The sequence below is a fragment of the Bacillus sp. C30 genome (assembly GCF_040838255.1).
Lineage (GTDB): Bacteria > Bacillota > Bacilli > Bacillales > Bacillaceae_G > Bacillus_A > Bacillus_A mycoides.
In genome coordinates, this window is sequence record NZ_JBFPJH010000005.1 from 1 (window position 1) to 16,584 (window position 16,584).

Sequence of the window (16,584 nt, forward strand, 5' to 3'; positions counted from 1 at the left end):
TTTTAAATTACTTAGGAGGGAAAAACAATGGTTTCAAAAATTGAATCTGTTCTTTTAACATTATTTATCTTTTTCTGTATTGGCTTTAGTGTTATCCAATTAGAAGTTTCACCACACATCCCAATTTTATTTGGTATCGTTCTTTTATTAGCATTTGGATTTATGAAAAAAATATCTTGGTCTACTATGGAAAAAGGGATGATCAGTAGTATTTCAGCTGGTATTCCATCTATTTTTATTTTCTTACTTGTGGGCGTATTAATTAGTGTTTGGATCGCTGCTGGAACAATTCCAACTTTAATGGTATACGGCTTCCAGCTTGTATCTCCTAAAATTTTCGTCCCAACTGTTTTTGTTGTTTGTGCAATTGTTGGAACAAGTATCGGTAGTGCCTTTACAACTGCAGCAACAGTAGGGCTTGCCTTTATGGGAATGGGTAGTGCTCTCGGATACGATCCAGCTCTAATCGCTGGTGCAATTATTTCTGGTGCATTCTTTGGAGATAAAATGTCTCCTTTATCTGATACAACAAACTTAGCTCCTGCTGTAACGGGTGTAGATTTATTTGAGCATATTCGCAACATGCTTTGGACAACAGTTCCTGCTTTCATTATTGCTTTTATCGCATTTTTCATTTTAGGAAGCGGTATTAGTGGAGACGTTGACTTCACTAACTTTATTAGCACGTTAGAAAAAAACACAACGATTTCTATCGTTACACTTATTCCAATTTTATTACTGTTCCTATTCGCATTTAAAAAAGTTCCAGCAGTTCCAACATTGCTTGCAGGAATTGTGGTAGGAATTATTATTCTCTTTATTTTTAAACCTAGCACTTCTTTAGCTGATTTAATGAAAATTATGCAAGACGGCTACGTTTCTAAAACTGGTATTAAAGACATTGATAGCTTACTATCTCGCGGTGGTCTACAAAGTATGATGATGTCGATTGCTCTTATTTTCCTAGCTCTTTGTATGGGAGGATTACTACAAGGAATGGGCATTATCACGCAGCTGATGAATATCATCTCTAGCTTCGTAAAAAATAGTACACGCTTAATTATTTCTACTGCTTCAACTGCAATTGGTGTAAACTTCTTACTTGGCGAACAATACTTATCAATCGTTTTAACAGGACAAGCATTCGCTAACAAATACGATGAAGTCGGTTTAGAACGTCGTAATTTATCACGAGTATTAGAAGATGCAGGTACAGTTATTAACCCGCTCGTACCATGGGGAGTAAGTGGCGTATTCTTATCGAACGTCCTCGGCGTTCCGACATTTGATTACGTTCCATTCGCAATCTTCTGTTTAGCTTGCCCGGTCTTAACAATTATTGTTGGTTTCACTGGATTTGGTCTTTCATGGAAGAAAGAAAAAACAGTACCAGTTTCATAATATATACGAAAAAAAGGATTACCGATTACGGTAATCCTTTTTACAATACTGTACTATCTATTCGCTTTCTTTCTTCTAAATAACATAAGTAATCCCGCTCCAACAAACGCCAGACCTGCTCCAATTGTAGAAGCAACACTTGTACCTGTTTTCGGTAAATCACGTTCTTCTTTACCTTCACTTACTTTCGTTGTTTCTTTTTCATTTTGATTATCTGTTGTAGTTTGTCCAGATCCCGCGTTGTTTCCATCTTGTTTTGGTTCATTAACAGTATTACCTTCATCCGTTGGTGGTGTCGTTGGATTTCCTCCGTTATTGCCTTCACCTGTTGGCGGTGCCGTTGGATTCTCTCCATTATTGCCTTCACCTGTTGGTGGTGTCGTTGGATTCTCTCCATTATTGCCTTCACCTGTTGGCGGTGTTGTTGGATTCTCTCCACCAGTTTCCTTATCATCATCGTTCTTCTTCGTTATATCAATTGCATATTTAGCAAATTCATTTTCAGATGGTCCAACATATGATATTTTCCCATCTTTCTTTATATACTTTTGTGCATTTGGTGAAGAATCGAATGTTGTATTTAATTTATCTGCAACAATCGGCTTAAATGTCCAGTTTTGATCGGCTGCTGGATCAATAACTGGTGTTTCTTGCATATACTTCACAATGATTTGACGTGTTTCATCTTGTGATTGGTATACAACTTCCCCTTTACTTACACCTGGGAACGTTTGGCTACTTCCACGATAGTTATTTGTAGCGACGATGAACTCTTGATTATCAGCTACTGGCTTCCCTTCATACGTCATATTTATAATACGATTCGTATTTGCATTTACAACTTTTCCATCTTTATCGTATTTCGCCGGTTGTGTTACATCAATTTCGTATTTTAAGCCATCTAAAATATCAAAGTTATATGTAGGATAGCCTATATTTACTAACGGCTGTTCTTCTGTTTTCTTTGAATCAATTTGATTAAACTGACCTGCAGACATTTCAAGCCATTCTTTCACTTGTGCCCCATTTACTTTTACAGCATATAACGTATTTGGATATACATATAAATCTGCCACGTTTTTAATTGCTAACGTTCCAGCAGGAATATCCGTATAATATGTAGCACCGTTTCGGCCCCCCGCTTTAAATGGTGCGCCCGCAGATAAAACTGGAATTCCTTTATATTTGCTATACTGTCCATTTTCAGCAAACAACTTTTCTACATACCATTTTTGTGCATTTGTCACAAGTTGTACAGACGGATCATCTTGTACTAATGAGAAATAACTATTAATTGGCGCTGTCGTTTTTCCTACAGCTGTATTGACATAATCAATTGTCGCTTGATGATCATCTTTAATTTCATTAACTAATTTTTGATCGGATTGTACTAATGGATTCCCTTTACTATCAGCAATCGGACGAAGTTGCGGCTTCGATTGCTCTTTTTGTATTTCCCATTTTCCATTTACCTTTTTCAATTGCATATCAATAATACCTAGGTTACTTCCAAAGACACCAGGCATTACAACTGGAACACCATTAAATACATCCTTCATTTCAGTATGTGAATGTCCCATTAATACTGCATCTACACCAGGAACTTCTGTTAAATAATACGACGCGTTTTCCATACCAACGTTGTATCCACTCTTATCAACACCGGAATGCGCTAGTGCAACGATAACATCTGCACCTTCTGTTTTCATTTTTGGCACCATTTTCTTCGCTGTTTCAACTATATCTTTTGCTTTCACTTTTCCTTCTAAATTCGCTTTATCCCAGTTCATAACTTGAGGTGGAACAAATCCCATTACGCCAATTTTCACTTTTTGTTTTTGACCTGATTCATCTTCTACTTCTTTTTCAAAAACATGATATGGTTTAAAGTAGTTTTGGTCGTTCTCTTCATTATTATCTTTATCATCCTTATAGACGTTTGAGTTAATAACTGGGAACTCTGTTTTACTAATTACTTTGTTTAAATAGTCTAAACCGTAGTTAAATTCATGATTCCCAAGAGAGATGACGTCATACTTCATTAAATTCATTACACGATATAATGGATGTGTATAACTAGGATCCACAGGCTTCTTCGGATCATTTATTTTATTCGCTACATAATCTCCAAGCGGTGTCCCTTGCAGTGCATCCCCATCATCGAATAGGACAGAGTTCTTCGCTTCTTCACGTGCTTTATTAACAAGTGTTGCAGTTTGCACGAGACCTACTTTATTATCTGTTTTCGTTTGATAATAATCGTAATTCATTAAGTTAACGTGAATATCTGATGTTTCTAAAATCCGTAAGTTAACTGTACTCTCCCCAGCTTTTTCCTCTGCTTGAGCTGTTGTTGGCAACACTTGCGGTGCTATAACGCCAATAGCAAGTGTTGCTCCAGCTAGCATTTTTTTTGACTTTTTCACAAAAAATCCCCCTTATACAATTACCCCAAAATAATGAAGTGAATCTCTATCAGTCTCTAACCACATACCTTTTTTCTTCTATTAGAGCGATAATCTTCACCTTATCTGACATTATCATATCTAAAGTGCTTTCATATCGTCAATATTTTTTGACACACTTCTACAAATTTTCTGTAAAGTTTTCATAAATATATAATATGCCCTTACATTGCTTATACTGCTGAATATGATACAATTACCAATTACAAGGAGGATGAATTTATGAAAAAAGTCATCTTAACAATTGTTTGTCTCCTCCTTCTAATCATTTCTTATTCTAATTTTGAAAAGAACGATGAGACAAAACAAAAAGAAAATGAAAGAAAAACAGAAAAAACATCTGCTCCCAGCTGGATTGATAAGCAAACGAATGATTCCTTTTATCACCTCGTATTAGGTGATTCACTTGCAAAAGGATATGGATCTACACAAGGGGGATTTGCCGAATTAGCTTCTAAACAATTAGAAGGACAAATTCATAAACCAATTACGGTAGAAAACCTCGGTGTAAATGGTCTCACTACAGATCGTCTCGTTAAAAAAGTCCAGTCAGAAGAAGTTCAACAAAAAATTAGGGAAGCAAATATAATTACTATTAATATTGGAGGAAATAATTTATTCCGCTTAAATCGTGATGTAGGTGTTATAGATGGTATTAAAATGTTAAATAAAGAAAAAGCCCGTTTTGAAACGGATGTAAAAAATATTGTAAAGACCGTTCGAGATCAAAATCCGAATGCTTTACTCATTCTATCTGAACTCTATAACCCTTTACAACTAGATGACTCCATCGCAAGTTATGCAGATATGTTTTTAGATGGTTGGAATGATTCTATTTATTCTATTTCAAAAGCACATCAACCGTCGATTGTTTTACCAATTCGCAAATTAATATCGAAGGATAAAAAAGATTTACTATTTGACCAAGTACACCCAAATGATAACGGTTATACGATTATTGCCAATATATTTACAAAGCAAGTGTTATCCTACAAATATTAAGGCTACCATGAAACAATTCTATTTTTATACCTTGTCTTTTTTGTTACAATGATAGTGGAAGGGGGCCGTTATATGGAATCACGCGAGTGGGAACGTATTGTTGATCATCTTCTTTCGCTAGTGCCTCTTTTTTATCGCAAATTTATGCTTCCTGGAGAGTTTTCTTCTCAAAGACATATGCCGCCATCACATACGCAAGTGTTACTGCTTTTGCATGAAAATGGTACATTAGCAGTTTCAGAAATTGGCAAGCGGCTAGCGATTTCACGGCCAAACATGACCCCTCTATTAAACAAACTTATTCAAGAAGAGCTAATAGAGCGTCATTATAGCGAAAAAGATCGAAGGGTCATTTTAATTTCCCTAACAACTGAAGGGAAAATGTTAGTAAGTCAGTATCAGCAATTCATTTTAGGCAAACTAAAAGAAAATTTTCAAACATTATCTGAGGAAGAGCGCGAAAAGCTCATTTATTCTCTTAAAACCATTCAAAATTTAATTTTGAAAACAAACGCATAAAGCTGCTTCTAAATAGAAGCAGCTTTATGATTCGTAATAATTACCATAGTATACATTTGAATACGGCCATGTCATTAAATACGGTTTTCGTTCTTGAACAAGTTGCTGCTCAGGCTGTTGCATTTGCTGTATTTGTTGTATTTGTTGCTGCGGATATACTCCGAATTGCTGTCTCACTCCAGTTACAGGATAATAATTTGTATATGGATATACTTGAGGTACATAGTAATAATACATTCATTCTCTCCCCCTTTTTCTTAAACATATTCAAAGGAGAAAATGAATGTGACATTCTTTATATTTGAACAAGTGGTTCTCTCACTTGTTTCTTTCTTTTCTTCAAACGTAACTTACGATTCTTTTCATATAAATAATGCACAACGAAATATGAAATTACCCCAAACACAATTCCTATTATCGTCATACCAATTAATACATATACTTCACTCTGTAATAAGCTCTTTAACATCGTAAAAATATGGCTCGAAAACAAATCTGATATCGTAAATGGTTCATGATGTATTTTCTGTACATGAAATGGGTAAATCATTTTTCCTAGCGCATAAGCAAACGGAAATAAAAATACTGGGAGAAACGATATTTTCCCAATAATATTACCAATGACTGCGGCTGGAAAAGATCCCTTTGCTAACCTGACAATTGGATAAAATATTAAATATACGAGCGATGCCGTATAAATCACCAACATTTCTAAACCAAATCCAATAGCAAAACCTAGCGACACTTTCTTTGCTCCTTCTGGCGATCGAAGTAACTTAAAATATTGAAACTTTAATATTCTCCACATCCGCTGAAAAAACGAATATGTTTTCTTAGTTGTTTTCAAATTCATCATCTCTTTAACTATATTTTTTTATCTAGTATGTCCTTACATGATATGAAAAACAAATTTAGTTTTCTCTTTTTATTATAAATGATATAGAGATAATTAACTAAATATACATCCGACATTTCCATATAAAAAAACCTCCCTTTTAGGAAGGCTCTTCTATATTTTTAAATAAACTCACTAATAAAGCTTTTTGCGCGTGCAACCTGTTACCAGCTTGCTCAAAAACGATAGACTGTGGCCCATCTATAATCTCTCCAGTTACTTCTTCTTCACGATGAGCAGGCAGGCAGTGCAGGAAACGATATGTTTGCTTCGCATGTATAACAAGCTCTTTATTTACTTGGAAAGGCTGGAATAAAGTATATTTTTCTGCTTCTCCTTCTTGGCCCATACTCATCCAAACGTCAGTATAAATAAAATCTGCTCCACTTACCGCTAATTCAGGATTATGCAAAATTTCAATTTCAGCCCCTGTTTCATCAGCAATCGCTAATGCTTTTTTAACAATTTCTTCATTCGGCTCATACCCTACGGGAGTTGCAACAGTCATATTCATTCCGACTTTTGCACTCGCTAGCAATAGTGAATGACATACATTATTCCCATCACCTACATAAGCTAATTTAACTCCTTTAAACGTATGAACTTCTTCATATATCGTCATTAAATCTGCCAATGCTTGGCAAGGATGATGATCATCAGTTAAACCGTTAATAACTGGGATACTGGACTCTTTTGCAAGCTCCTCTACATCCGCATGCGAAAATGTGCGTATCATAATTCCATCAATATAATGAGATAGTACTTTCGCAGTATCTGACACCGTTTCTCCTCTGCCAATTTGCATCTCTTTTCCACTTAAAAACATTCCATGTCCTCCGAGCTGTACCATTCCTGCTTCAAAAGAAACGCGAGTACGGGTTGAATGTTTATCAAAAATGAGACCTAATATTTTCCCTTGTAATAAAGGCTCCTGCTTGTTCTTTTTTAAATATATAGCGAACTCAATTAAAGAAATGATTTCTTCTTGCGTCAATTCTTCTAACGTTAAAAGATCTTTCGTATTTAATTTCGGTACTTGTACAGTTGACATGAAATTTCCCCCTTATATTATTGATGCATTTTTTGTACAAACCACTCTTTTTATCATATATATTGCCTGTTCTAGCTCTTCATTCGTTACAATAAGTGGTGGTAATAGTCTTATAACATTAGGCCCTGCTTGTAATACGAGAAGTCCTGCTTTTTCTAGTTGTTCTATGACATTTGCAACCTCATGCTTGCATTCGATTCCAATCATAAGTCCCTTACCACGAATATTTTGAACACATTCAACGTGTCGTAATTCTTCTTGCAATTTCTTTAATACGTACTCGCCCTTTTCCTGTACCTCTTTAAAAAACGATTGTTCCTTAATGAATTGCAATACTTCTTTCGCTGCAGTCATAGCAATATAATTCCCACCGAAAGTTGAACCGTGTGACCCGGCAGTAAAAGAAGAACCTAGTTCTTTTCGGCCAATCATCGCTCCAACTGGAATACCATTCCCAAGCGCCTTTGCGATGGTAACGATATCAGGAACTATTCCCATTTGCTCATAAGCGAATAGTGTTCCTGTTCTGCCTATTCCAGTTTGTACTTCATCTATAATAAAAAGAGCATTGTACTGGTTACATAGTTTTTCAATTTCCTTCAAAAAGGATGGATCAGCTAATATTACTCCTCCTTCTCCTTGAATAACTTCTACCATTACCGCCGCAACTTCTTCATTCATTACTTCCTCTAATGCTCATATGTCGTTAAATGGTATATGTAAAAAAGACGGAAGTAATGGACCGAATCCTTCTTTCACTTTATCTTGCCCTGTTGCACTCATCGTTCCAAATGTTCTCCCGTGGAAAGATTGCTCACATGTTACTACGAGAGATTTTCCAGTATGCTTACGTGCTAGCTTTAAAGCCGCTTCATTTGCCTCCGCCCCGCTATTACAAAAAAACACATGATCTAATGCTGTATCTTCTGTTAATAATGATGCGACCTCTTCTTGTAAGGAGTTCGTAAATAAGTTAGATATATGCCATATAGTTCTAAGTTGCTTTTCTACTGCCTTTACAACCGTAGGATGACAATGTCCTAAGTTACATACTCCAATACCAGAAGTGAAATCTAAATATTGCTCACCACTTTTATCAATAACTTTCGCCCCATTGCCCTTTAGAAATTCAATTTCTCTTCTTCCATATGTTTGAAAAAGATGGCTTGTCATACGATACTCACTCCTTTTGTTACCGTAGTTCCAACACACTCTCCTGTAACTTCAGTAAAATCCTTTGTACCATTTACGATACTAGCCTTTTTCACTCCCATTTTTAACGATGTAAGTGCCGCCTGTACTTTCGGAATCATTCCACCTGTGATGACGCCTTGTTCTATAAAAGTAAGAATTTCATATTCATCCGTTTTCTTTACCAATCTTCCTTCGTGTAATACTCCATCTACGTCCGTTATAAAAATGAGTTCTTTTGCAGATAGTGCGGCTGCAATTCCAGCTGCAGCGGTATCTGCATTTATGTTATAAACCTCATTACCATTTATCCCAATTGGGGCAATGACAGGAATATAATTCATATCTATCAACCCTTTCAATAGGGCTGTTTCTACATAACTTACTTCTCCTACATATCCTATCGCTTCGCCAACAGGTTGAACTTGAAGTAAATTACCGTCACATCCTGAAAGCCCCACCGCAAGTAAATCATGTTTTTGTAAATTCATTACGAATTTTTTATTCGTACTTCCGCATAGCACCATTTGAACAACATCCATAACCTCTTTCGGCGTTACTCTTAATCCATCTTTCTTTTCTATCTCGATATTAGAGTCTTCTAACTTGGCATCAATTTCTGGGCCACCGCCATGGACAATAACAACCTTATACTTATTTTGCAATTTCTTTATACAATCAAAAAAGACACTATTTAATCGATTCAACATGCTACCGCCACATTTAACTACAATATAATCACTCATCTTCTCTCTCCTTATGTACGATAACAAGCATTTATTTTCACATATTCATAACTTAAGTCGCAGCCCCAAGCTGATCCCGTTTCATCTCCTAAATGTAAACACACATCAATTTTTATTTCATGTTCTTGTAATTTCTTTGTCATTTCCTCTTCAGAAAACATTTGAGGCTCACTATTTTTTAATACGGCGATAGATTGAAGAGTGATATCAATTGTATTTGGGTTAATAATTACTTCACTCTGTCCAGTACTACTAATAATTCGTCCCCAATTTGGGTCCTCACCGTATATCGCTGTTTTCACAAGACTGGAACCGACTATTTGTTTTGCAATTTTCTTTGCTTCTTCATTTGTTCTAGCCCCTAACACGTTTACTTCTATTAACTTCGTAGCACCTTCACCATCTTGTGCAATTTTTTTCGCTAAATCTTCACATACCTTTTGTAAAGCAACTACGAAAGTTTCCCAGTCTTCATGTTCCATATTCATCGTTTTCGTTTCTGATAATCCACTTGCCATAACGATGACCATATCATTTGTAGAAGTATCTCCGTCCACCGTAATTTGATTAAACGTATGATTCGTAATTTGTGATAATGCTGTTTGCAATACTTCATGCTCTATATTGGCGTCTGTTGTAATAAAACTAAGCATCGTTGCCATATTCGGTTTGATCATCCCTGATCCTTTTGCGACCCCAGCAATGATCACTGCTTCCCCATCAATTATCATCTCATAGCAAGTTTCTTTCGTTATAAGATCTGTCGTTAAAATTGCTTCACAAAAAGAATAAGCTTCACTTACTTCCTTTGTTGGCACAAGAGATTCAATTCCCTTTCGAATGATATCCATCGGTAAAGGCACTCCAATTACACCTGTTGAAGCGACTGCGACGTACTTTTCTTTTACTCCAAAGTGTTCCGCTCCTAATGTTCGCATCTCATAAGCATCTTGCAATCCTTTCATCCCCGTACAAGCATTTGCATTGCCGCTATTTACAACAATTGCTTGTAATTTCCCTTCTGCTGCTATGCTATCCTTCGTTACTTGCAACGGCGCTGCTTGTATTTGATTTGTTGTATACACAGCGGCACATGATGCTGGCACCTCACAAACGATTGCACCCATATCCTTTTTCACCTTTTTCAGACCATTTGCAGTACCGATTGCCAAAAAGCCTTTTGGTGTAACAATTGAACCATTTGCTAATTTTGTAATAGACGATGCTTTAATCATAATTTCCCCCTTATGGATAAAGCGGCATATGTTGTAAACCCGTTGTCTCTTCTAGTCCCGCTAATAAATTTGCATTTTGAACTGCTTGCCCTGCCGCACCTTTCATCATATTGTCTATAACAGAAACGACCGTAACTCTTTCTGTTCTTTCATCGTAAGCTATCCCAATATCACAATAATTTGAGCCTCTTACTTCTTTCGGACTTGGAAATTCTCCTTGCGAGCGAACTCGAACGAAAGCTGAGTATTCATACGTTTCTTCATACAACTTTTGAAGTTGCTCTATTTTCATTTCCTCTTTCACTTTCGCATAAAGTGTAATCATAATCCCTCGTGATATCGGTATTAAATGTGTACTAAACGTGATTGGCTTCGTTTCACGATTCCACTCTGCAAGCATTTGCTCAATCTCAGGAACGTGCTGATGCTGATTAACTTTATAAATGTGTAAGTTATCGTATAACTCAGGAAAGTGAGTCATTGTTGTTGGCGTTTTGCCCGCTCCAGATACTCCTGATTTCGCATCAATAATAATCGAAGCTTCTTCAATCATGCCGCTACGTACTAACGGCGCTACCGCTAATAATGCAGCTGTAGCAAAACATCCTGGGTTTGCAATTAAATTTGCATTTTGGATCTCATGCCTTTTCCATTCACTTAATCCATATACTGCTTTCCTAAGAAGTTCTTCCTGTGCAGCTGGCCTTTTATACCACAATTCATATGACGAGGGATCTATCATACGAAAGTCTCCAGATAGGTCAATTACTTTTAAACCTACTGCCAATAATTTTGGTGTTAACTCTGCCGATACTCCCGCTGGAGTTGCTAAAAATACAATTTCAGCTTCCTTCTCTATTTTCTCCGCATCAATTTCTTGTAACGTATGGACAAGAACATTTCGAAAATGCGGGTATACATTTGTTATAAATTCACCAACTTGTGAAAAAGAATGGAGAGATGCTATCGAAAAATATGGATGTTGCTCTAATAACCGAATTAACTCAATACCTCCATATCCAGTTGCTCCAATAATTGCGACTTTCATAAGCTCCTCCTCATATCTATTCTTTAAATTAAGTTTGATTATAATATTGCATAATTATAAAGTCAATTAAATATTTATAATTTTTAAAAACTTCAAAATATTAATCTCGCTATAAAAGCAATATATACAAGTGGATTTTTATGCAAAAATAGTGCATAGTAGTATTTTCATTTCACTTCAAGTATAATAAAACGATACATGTATACATACAGGCGGGGAAAAACATGAATAAAAAATTAATTGAGAAAATGATTATAAAAAGTTTTCGGCAATATCAATGTAATCCTGTTTCAAAAGAGGATCAGGAAATGCTAATTAAACATATTCAAATGATAATTCATTCAAATACTGAAATTGATGTATACGAGGCTGTTGAGGATATCGTTTACGATTATGTGACTGGAAAATAAAAAATAGGAGATTTCCATATGGAAATCTCCTATTTTTTACTTAATGATTTGCCTGCAACGCGTTCAAATAAACCTGGGAATAATGCGTAGAGCTTTGGCCCCATTCCCATCCACTTCGGCAAGTTTACTTCACGTTTTTTCGTTTGCATCGCCTTTACGATTTGTTCTGCTACATATGTTGGTTTTAACATGTAACGTCCCATATTTTTCACATATGTACCTGATTGATCGGCTATTTCAAAAAAGTTCGTATCTATCGGTCCTGGGTTAATTGCTGTTACATATACATTTGTGTTAGATAACTCCATACGTAAACTATTCGTAAATCCTAATACAGCGTGTTTTGTTGCTGCATAAGCACTCGACTTCGGAGTTGCAATTTTTCCAGCCAATGAAGCAATATTAATAATTTGTCCTTCGTTCCTTTTTACCATATTAGGTAATACCGCTTTCGTACAAGCTACTAATCCAAATACATTTACTTGAAACATATCCTTTACTTCATCCATTGAAGCATCTTCAAACGTTTTAAAAATACCAAACCCAGCATTATTTACCAATATATCAATACGTCCTACTTCTTGTAATACCTTTGAAAAAACAGATTGTACTTTCGTTTCTTCACTTACATCTAATACATAGTAATAGCAAGGCGTATTATAAGTTACTTTAATTTTGTCTGCTAATGCTTGTAGCTTCTCTTCTGTTCGAGCCATTAATACCGGCGTCGCCCCTTGCTCTGCAACCTGCTCTCCAATTCCACTAGAAGCACCTGTAATGACGATTACTTTTTCTTGTAAACGTCCCGTCATTGCTGTCACCTACTTTGCATAATAAATCAATTGTTGTGAAGATTCATCAATCATCACCTGTTGATTATATGCTAAAAAGTCTAATTGTCCAACAGTTTCTGAGATAGTAAGTGGTAATTGCTCTTTATATAATACCGGAAATAGTTTTACACACACCTCAAATGCTGTCATTGGCTTTTCCTTTAATAGTTCAAGCACTTTAAAAGCACGTGTCTCTTGCTTTTGTAATCTTGTTTCAATAAGTTGTTTCACATTCAGAACATCTTCCCCATGCCCTGATAAAATCCGTGAAATATTCATTTCACTTAAACGTTTTAGCGTTTGATTGTACTGCAATAAAGGATGCGCTCTTTCTGTTTGCCCTTCATATGGTGGTTCTAATATTGGATTTGAAGAAATATGACTAATGAGAGCATCCCCACCAATTAATATTCCATCAGATTCTCTATATAATGAAATATGAGTGGAAGCATGACCCGGGGTTTCAATCACTGTAAATCCAGGTAACGAATCTATACGATCTCCCTCTCTCACGGTATGTGTTAACGATCTATTACAAGAATATTTAAGTGTCTTCGTCGTCAATAACGCCTCACCATTCAGAAATACTGCTGGAACGCCGAACTGCAAGGCTGTCTCTTTAAAAAATTCATGATACCTCTTTAAAAATTCAGCATTCTGTGTAATCCACGGTTCATTCCAAGGATGTCCGATAATCTTTACTTTTTCAGAAAATGTATTTAAAAGTCCGCAATGATCCGCATGGTGATGCGTAATCACTACCGTTTCAATATCTTCTATCTTATATCCTAATGCACCTAATTGACTTTCTAGTGCTTTCTTTGCTTCTTCTGTATTTGTCCCTGTATCAATTAACGTTAATGTTTCTCCCTCAACTAAAAACACATTCACTGTCTCAACTGCAAATGGAACAGGAATCTCCATTCGATGAATCGCCGTCATGCTTAGCCCCCCCTGTCTTTTTCCGGTTCAAAAATGAATACCTCTTCAGTTTACAACTTCCCTATAAATTTGTCATTATTTTCAGATAAAAAGAGGTCTTTTCCATAAAAAAACGAATGTATGTACATTTATAAGTATTTCTAACCAAATTTAAAGGAGGCACATCATGTCTATGCAAAACATTTCCTTTCTCGGTGCAGGCTCTATTGCCGAAGCGATTATTGGTGGCTTATTAAACGCAAATGTTGTTAAGGGAGAACACGTCACTGTAAGTAATCGTTCTAACGAGACAAGATTACAGGAGTTACATAAAAAATACGGTGTCAAAGGTACACATAATAAAAAGGAATTACTTGCTGATGCAAATATTCTTTTTCTAGCTATGAAGCCAAAAGATGTCGCAGAAGCGGTTATTCCTCTTAAAGAATACATAAATAATGACTTGCTTATTATTTCGTTATTAGCAGGTGTTTCTACTCATTCAATTAGAAACCTACTTCAAAAAGACGTTCCGATTATTCGTGCAATGCCAAATACATCTGCAGCCATTTTAAAATCCGCTACCGCTATCTCACCTTCAGAACACACAACGGAGGAACATATTCGCACTGCAACATCTTTATTTGAAACGATTGGTCTCGTCTCTGTTGTAGAAGAAGAAGATATGCATGCTATCACTGCATTATCTGGAAGTGGACCAGCTTATATTTATTACGTGGTAGAGGCACTGGAAGAGGCAGCAAAAAAAATTGGTTTAAAAGAAGATGTTGCAAAATCTCTTATTCTTCAGACGATGATTGGTTCTGCTGAAATGCTAAAAGCAAGCGAAAAACACCCTTCTATTTTGCGAAAAGAAATTACTTCTCCTGGCGGAACAACTGAAGCAGGTATTGAAGTATTAAAGGAGCATAATTTTCAACAAGCATTAATCTCATGTATTACACAAGCAACGAAACGATCACACGATCTTGGAAAAACATTAGAAGAAATAGCAAAAGAAAAATAAAAAACGGAGCTCAACTTTATTTGAGCTCCGTTTTTACTTTAATCATATGATATGCTTTTAGTTATTACTCTTACCAAAAATCTCTTCTTGCAAACGACGACCTGTCGGTGTTGCTGCAAGGCCACCTTCTGCTGTTTCACGAAGTGCTACTGGCATCGTTTGTCCAATTCTAAACATCGCCTCAATGACTTCATCACATGGAATTGTACTAGTTACACCAGCTAATGATAAATCAGCTGAAATCATGGCATTCGCAGCTCCTGCTGCATTACGTTTTACACAAGGTACTTCTACAAGCCCTGCAACAGGATCACATACTAAACCAAGCATATTCTTTAATGAAATCGCCATCGCTGTAGCTGCTTGATCTTGTGTTCCACCAGCCATCTCAACTGCTGCTGCAGCTGCCATTCCACTTGCTGAACCTACTTCAGCTTGGCAACCTCCTGCCGCGCCAGAAATACAAGCATTATTCGCAACAACCATACCGAAAGCTCCTGCTGTAAATAAAAATTCAATCATTTCTTCGCGTGTCGGCTGTAATTTTTCTTGCAGTGCAAACAGTACACCTGGCACTGTTCCAGCAGATCCTGCTGTTGGTGTTGCACAAATAATTCCCATCGCCGCATTTACTTCATTTGTCGCAACAGCTTTACTCACTGCGTCCAAAATCGTATCTCCAGATAAGCCTTTTCCACTCTGCATATACGCTTGGACTTTCACAGCATCCCCGCCAGTTAAACCAGTCGGTGATTTTACACCACGAATACCGCGTTCTACTGCTTGTTCCATCACGACTAAGTTCTTTTCCATTCCAGCAATTACTTCTTCACGTGAGATATTTCTTGTTTGCATTTCACATTGAATCATAATTTCTGCGATTTTTACATTTTGCTCTTTAGCTTGCGCCACTAGTTCCGCTGCGTTCCGAAACATGGTGTGTCCCCCCTGCAATTAATCCATAATAGTTACTTGACAAATATTTTGTTGCCCATTTATTTCCGCAATTACTTCATCTGCTAATAATTCATCTGTTTCAATGACCATAAGCGCTCTTCTTCCTTTTTCTTTACGAGAAACACTCATTGTACTTATGTTAATCTCATGCTTAGCAAGGATTGAAGCTACAGCTGCGATAGCACCAAAGCGATCGTTATTTACAATAAGTAGTGCTGGACTCGTGCCTGTTAATTGAAGATCGAATCCGTTTAATTCTACAACTTCAATTTTACCGCCACCAATTGAGCAAGCAACAACTTCAATTTCCTCTTCACCTTTATACAGACGAATTTTCGCTGTATTTGGATGCGGAGCATTTGCATCTTCTTCAATGAATTCCACTTCAATCCCGCGTTCTTTTGCAATATCTAACGCACTTGGAATACGTAAATCATCTGTTTCAAATCCTAGTATTCCACCGATTAGCGCTACATCCGTACCGTGACCACGGTATGTTTTTGCAAATGAACCATATAATGAAATGCTAACTCTCTCTGGTTCATGACGAAACAGCTGACGAGCAACTTGCCCCATTCTTGCCGCGCCTGCTGTATGTGAACTTGATGGACCAATCATAACCGGACCAATAATATCAAACACTGAGCGATACTTCATCATAACTCCCCCTAAACCTCTATGAAAAAATTATTTACTATTCTATTAAGCTACCGAATCGGTTGCTGTTCCAGTCGTACCACGAATTTGTTCCGCTGTAAGAATTGGATAGTTTTTGAATAACAGTGAAGCAATATATCCTGAAATAATACCAGTTATAATAATAAATAAGAAACTTAGCATTACCTGCATTTAAAAATAATATAAGATAGTCCACAATAAAGTC

General features: G+C 36.4%; 17 protein-coding genes and 1 pseudogene. 5 read left to right on the plus strand and 13 right to left on the minus strand.

Features of this window, described 5'->3' with window-relative positions; all coding sequences use genetic code 11:
• The first annotated feature begins 27 nt into the window (after positions 1-27).
• Entirely contained in the window at positions 28-1,401 is a 1,374-nt protein-coding gene (gene nhaC, locus AB3X49_RS01220; protein ID WP_367960182.1) for a Na+/H+ antiporter NhaC, read from the plus strand.
• Positions 1,402-1,454: 53 nt separating this feature from the next.
• Here the strand turns inward: nhaC and cpdB are convergent, their stop codons facing one another.
• Positions 1,455-3,827, minus strand: a complete 2,373-nt coding sequence (gene cpdB / locus AB3X49_RS01225; protein ID WP_367960183.1) for a bifunctional 2',3'-cyclic-nucleotide 2'-phosphodiesterase/3'-nucleotidase — start codon at positions 3,825-3,827, stop codon at positions 1,455-1,457.
• A gap of 261 nt (positions 3,828-4,088) precedes the next feature.
• Between cpdB and AB3X49_RS01230 the strand changes: the two genes are divergently transcribed.
• A complete protein-coding gene (locus AB3X49_RS01230; protein ID WP_367960185.1) occupies positions 4,089-4,868 on the plus strand; it encodes a GDSL-type esterase/lipase family protein in 780 nt (259 codons plus the stop codon).
• A 72-nt stretch (positions 4,869-4,940) separates the two neighbouring features.
• On the plus strand, positions 4,941-5,387 hold the full coding sequence (locus AB3X49_RS01235) for a MarR family winged helix-turn-helix transcriptional regulator (RefSeq protein ID WP_002088507.1): 447 nt from the start codon (positions 4,941-4,943) through the stop codon (positions 5,385-5,387).
• Positions 5,388-5,411: 24 nt separating this feature from the next.
• Here AB3X49_RS01235 and AB3X49_RS01240 read toward each other — a convergent pair whose 3' ends face one another.
• The 7 genes and pseudogenes from AB3X49_RS01240 to argC all read right to left on the minus strand — a co-directional run bounded on the left by AB3X49_RS01240 (position 5,412) and on the right by argC (position 11,553).
• On the minus strand, positions 5,412-5,624 hold the full coding sequence (locus AB3X49_RS01240) for a hypothetical protein (RefSeq protein ID WP_367960186.1): 213 nt from the start codon (positions 5,622-5,624) through the stop codon (positions 5,412-5,414).
• A gap of 58 nt (positions 5,625-5,682) precedes the next feature.
• Positions 5,683-6,234: a DUF2062 domain-containing protein gene (locus tag AB3X49_RS01245; RefSeq protein WP_002088510.1), complete on the minus strand. Its 552-nt coding sequence runs from the start codon at positions 6,232-6,234 to the stop codon at positions 5,683-5,685.
• A gap of 148 nt (positions 6,235-6,382) precedes the next feature.
• Positions 6,383-7,333, minus strand: a complete 951-nt coding sequence (gene argF / locus AB3X49_RS01250) for an ornithine carbamoyltransferase (protein WP_002014968.1) — start codon at positions 7,331-7,333, stop codon at positions 6,383-6,385.
• A gap of 12 nt (positions 7,334-7,345) precedes the next feature.
• A pseudogene (gene argD / locus AB3X49_RS01255) lies at positions 7,346-8,506 on the minus strand (acetylornithine transaminase).
• Positions 8,503-9,270: an acetylglutamate kinase gene (gene argB, locus AB3X49_RS01260; protein ID WP_002143074.1), complete on the minus strand. Its 768-nt coding sequence runs from the start codon at positions 9,268-9,270 to the stop codon at positions 8,503-8,505. The pseudogene argD and the gene argB overlap by 4 nt, the downstream one beginning before the upstream one ends.
• Before the next feature lie 11 nt (positions 9,271-9,281).
• Positions 9,282-10,505 carry a bifunctional glutamate N-acetyltransferase/amino-acid acetyltransferase ArgJ gene (gene argJ, locus AB3X49_RS01265; RefSeq protein WP_002014963.1) on the minus strand — a complete coding sequence of 408 codons (1,224 nt, stop codon included), beginning with the start codon at positions 10,503-10,505 and terminating at the stop codon, positions 9,282-9,284.
• A gap of 10 nt (positions 10,506-10,515) precedes the next feature.
• Positions 10,516-11,553 (minus strand): N-acetyl-gamma-glutamyl-phosphate reductase, encoded by a 1,038-nt coding sequence (argC, locus tag AB3X49_RS01270; RefSeq protein WP_002088517.1) that lies wholly within the window; start codon positions 11,551-11,553, stop codon positions 10,516-10,518.
• A gap of 224 nt (positions 11,554-11,777) precedes the next feature.
• Between argC and AB3X49_RS01275 the strand changes: the two genes are divergently transcribed.
• On the plus strand, positions 11,778-11,963 hold the full coding sequence (locus tag AB3X49_RS01275; RefSeq protein WP_002014960.1) for a YqzH family protein: 186 nt from the start codon (positions 11,778-11,780) through the stop codon (positions 11,961-11,963).
• Between the two features lie 29 nt (positions 11,964-11,992).
• Here the strand turns inward: AB3X49_RS01275 and AB3X49_RS01280 are convergent, their stop codons facing one another.
• A complete protein-coding gene (locus AB3X49_RS01280) occupies positions 11,993-12,775 on the minus strand; it encodes an SDR family NAD(P)-dependent oxidoreductase (RefSeq protein ID WP_367960187.1) in 783 nt (260 codons plus the stop codon).
• 9 nt (positions 12,776-12,784) lie between these two features.
• Positions 12,785-13,738 (minus strand): MBL fold metallo-hydrolase, encoded by a 954-nt coding sequence (locus AB3X49_RS01285; protein ID WP_002014957.1) that lies wholly within the window; start codon positions 13,736-13,738, stop codon positions 12,785-12,787.
• Positions 13,739-13,904: 166 nt separating this feature from the next.
• Here AB3X49_RS01285 and proI point away from each other — a divergent pair, with 166 nt between their 5' ends.
• Positions 13,905-14,744 carry a pyrroline-5-carboxylate reductase ProI gene (gene proI / locus AB3X49_RS01290; RefSeq protein WP_002066991.1) on the plus strand — a complete coding sequence of 280 codons (840 nt, stop codon included), beginning with the start codon at positions 13,905-13,907 and terminating at the stop codon, positions 14,742-14,744.
• Positions 14,745-14,801: 57 nt separating this feature from the next.
• Here proI and sdaAA read toward each other — a convergent pair whose 3' ends face one another.
• Genes sdaAA through AB3X49_RS01305 form a run of 3 tightly spaced genes read right to left on the minus strand, consistent with a single transcriptional unit; the run spans position 14,802 to position 16,541 of the window.
• A complete protein-coding gene (gene sdaAA, locus AB3X49_RS01295; RefSeq protein ID WP_002033842.1) occupies positions 14,802-15,680 on the minus strand; it encodes an L-serine ammonia-lyase, iron-sulfur-dependent, subunit alpha in 879 nt (292 codons plus the stop codon).
• 18 nt (positions 15,681-15,698) lie between these two features.
• Entirely contained in the window at positions 15,699-16,358 is a 660-nt protein-coding gene (gene sdaAB / locus AB3X49_RS01300) for an L-serine ammonia-lyase, iron-sulfur-dependent subunit beta (protein WP_002088527.1), read from the minus strand.
• A 45-nt stretch (positions 16,359-16,403) separates the two neighbouring features.
• Positions 16,404-16,541 (minus strand): hypothetical protein, encoded by a 138-nt coding sequence (locus AB3X49_RS01305; protein WP_002066987.1) that lies wholly within the window; start codon positions 16,539-16,541, stop codon positions 16,404-16,406.
• Between the last annotated feature and the right edge of the window lie 43 nt (positions 16,542-16,584).

Bases quoted from the DNA above. Each gene is read 5' to 3' on its own strand.
- AB3X49_RS01230 (WP_367960185.1), top strand. From the start codon at position 4,089: ATGAAAAAAGTCATCTTAACAATTGTTTGTCTCCTCCTTCTAATCATT.
- AB3X49_RS01235 (WP_002088507.1), top strand. From the start codon at position 4,941: ATGGAATCACGCGAGTGGGAACGTATTGTTGATCATCTTCTTTCGCTA.
- argF (WP_002014968.1), bottom strand. From the start codon at position 7,333: ATGTCAACTGTACAAGTACCGAAATTAAATACGAAAGATCTTTTAACG.
- argC (WP_002088517.1), bottom strand. From the start codon at position 11,553: ATGAAAGTCGCAATTATTGGAGCAACTGGATATGGAGGTATTGAGTTA.
- AB3X49_RS01240 (WP_367960186.1), bottom strand. From the start codon at position 5,624: ATGTATTATTACTATGTACCTCAAGTATATCCATATACAAATTATTAT.
- AB3X49_RS01305 (WP_002066987.1), bottom strand. From the start codon at position 16,541: ATGCTAAGTTTCTTATTTATTATTATAACTGGTATTATTTCAGGATAT.
- sdaAA (WP_002033842.1), bottom strand. From the start codon at position 15,680: ATGTTTCGGAACGCAGCGGAACTAGTGGCGCAAGCTAAAGAGCAAAAT.
- AB3X49_RS01280 (WP_367960187.1), bottom strand. From the start codon at position 12,775: ATGACGGGACGTTTACAAGAAAAAGTAATCGTCATTACAGGTGCTTCT.
- AB3X49_RS01275 (WP_002014960.1), top strand. From the start codon at position 11,778: ATGAATAAAAAATTAATTGAGAAAATGATTATAAAAAGTTTTCGGCAA.
- AB3X49_RS01285 (WP_002014957.1), bottom strand. From the start codon at position 13,738: ATGACGGCGATTCATCGAATGGAGATTCCTGTTCCATTTGCAGTTGAG.
- argJ (WP_002014963.1), bottom strand. From the start codon at position 10,505: ATGATTAAAGCATCGTCTATTACAAAATTAGCAAATGGTTCAATTGTT.
- proI (WP_002066991.1), top strand. From the start codon at position 13,905: ATGTCTATGCAAAACATTTCCTTTCTCGGTGCAGGCTCTATTGCCGAA.
- sdaAB (WP_002088527.1), bottom strand. From the start codon at position 16,358: ATGAAGTATCGCTCAGTGTTTGATATTATTGGTCCGGTTATGATTGGT.
- argB (WP_002143074.1), bottom strand. From the start codon at position 9,270: ATGAGTGATTATATTGTAGTTAAATGTGGCGGTAGCATGTTGAATCGA.
- nhaC (WP_367960182.1), top strand. From the start codon at position 28: ATGGTTTCAAAAATTGAATCTGTTCTTTTAACATTATTTATCTTTTTC.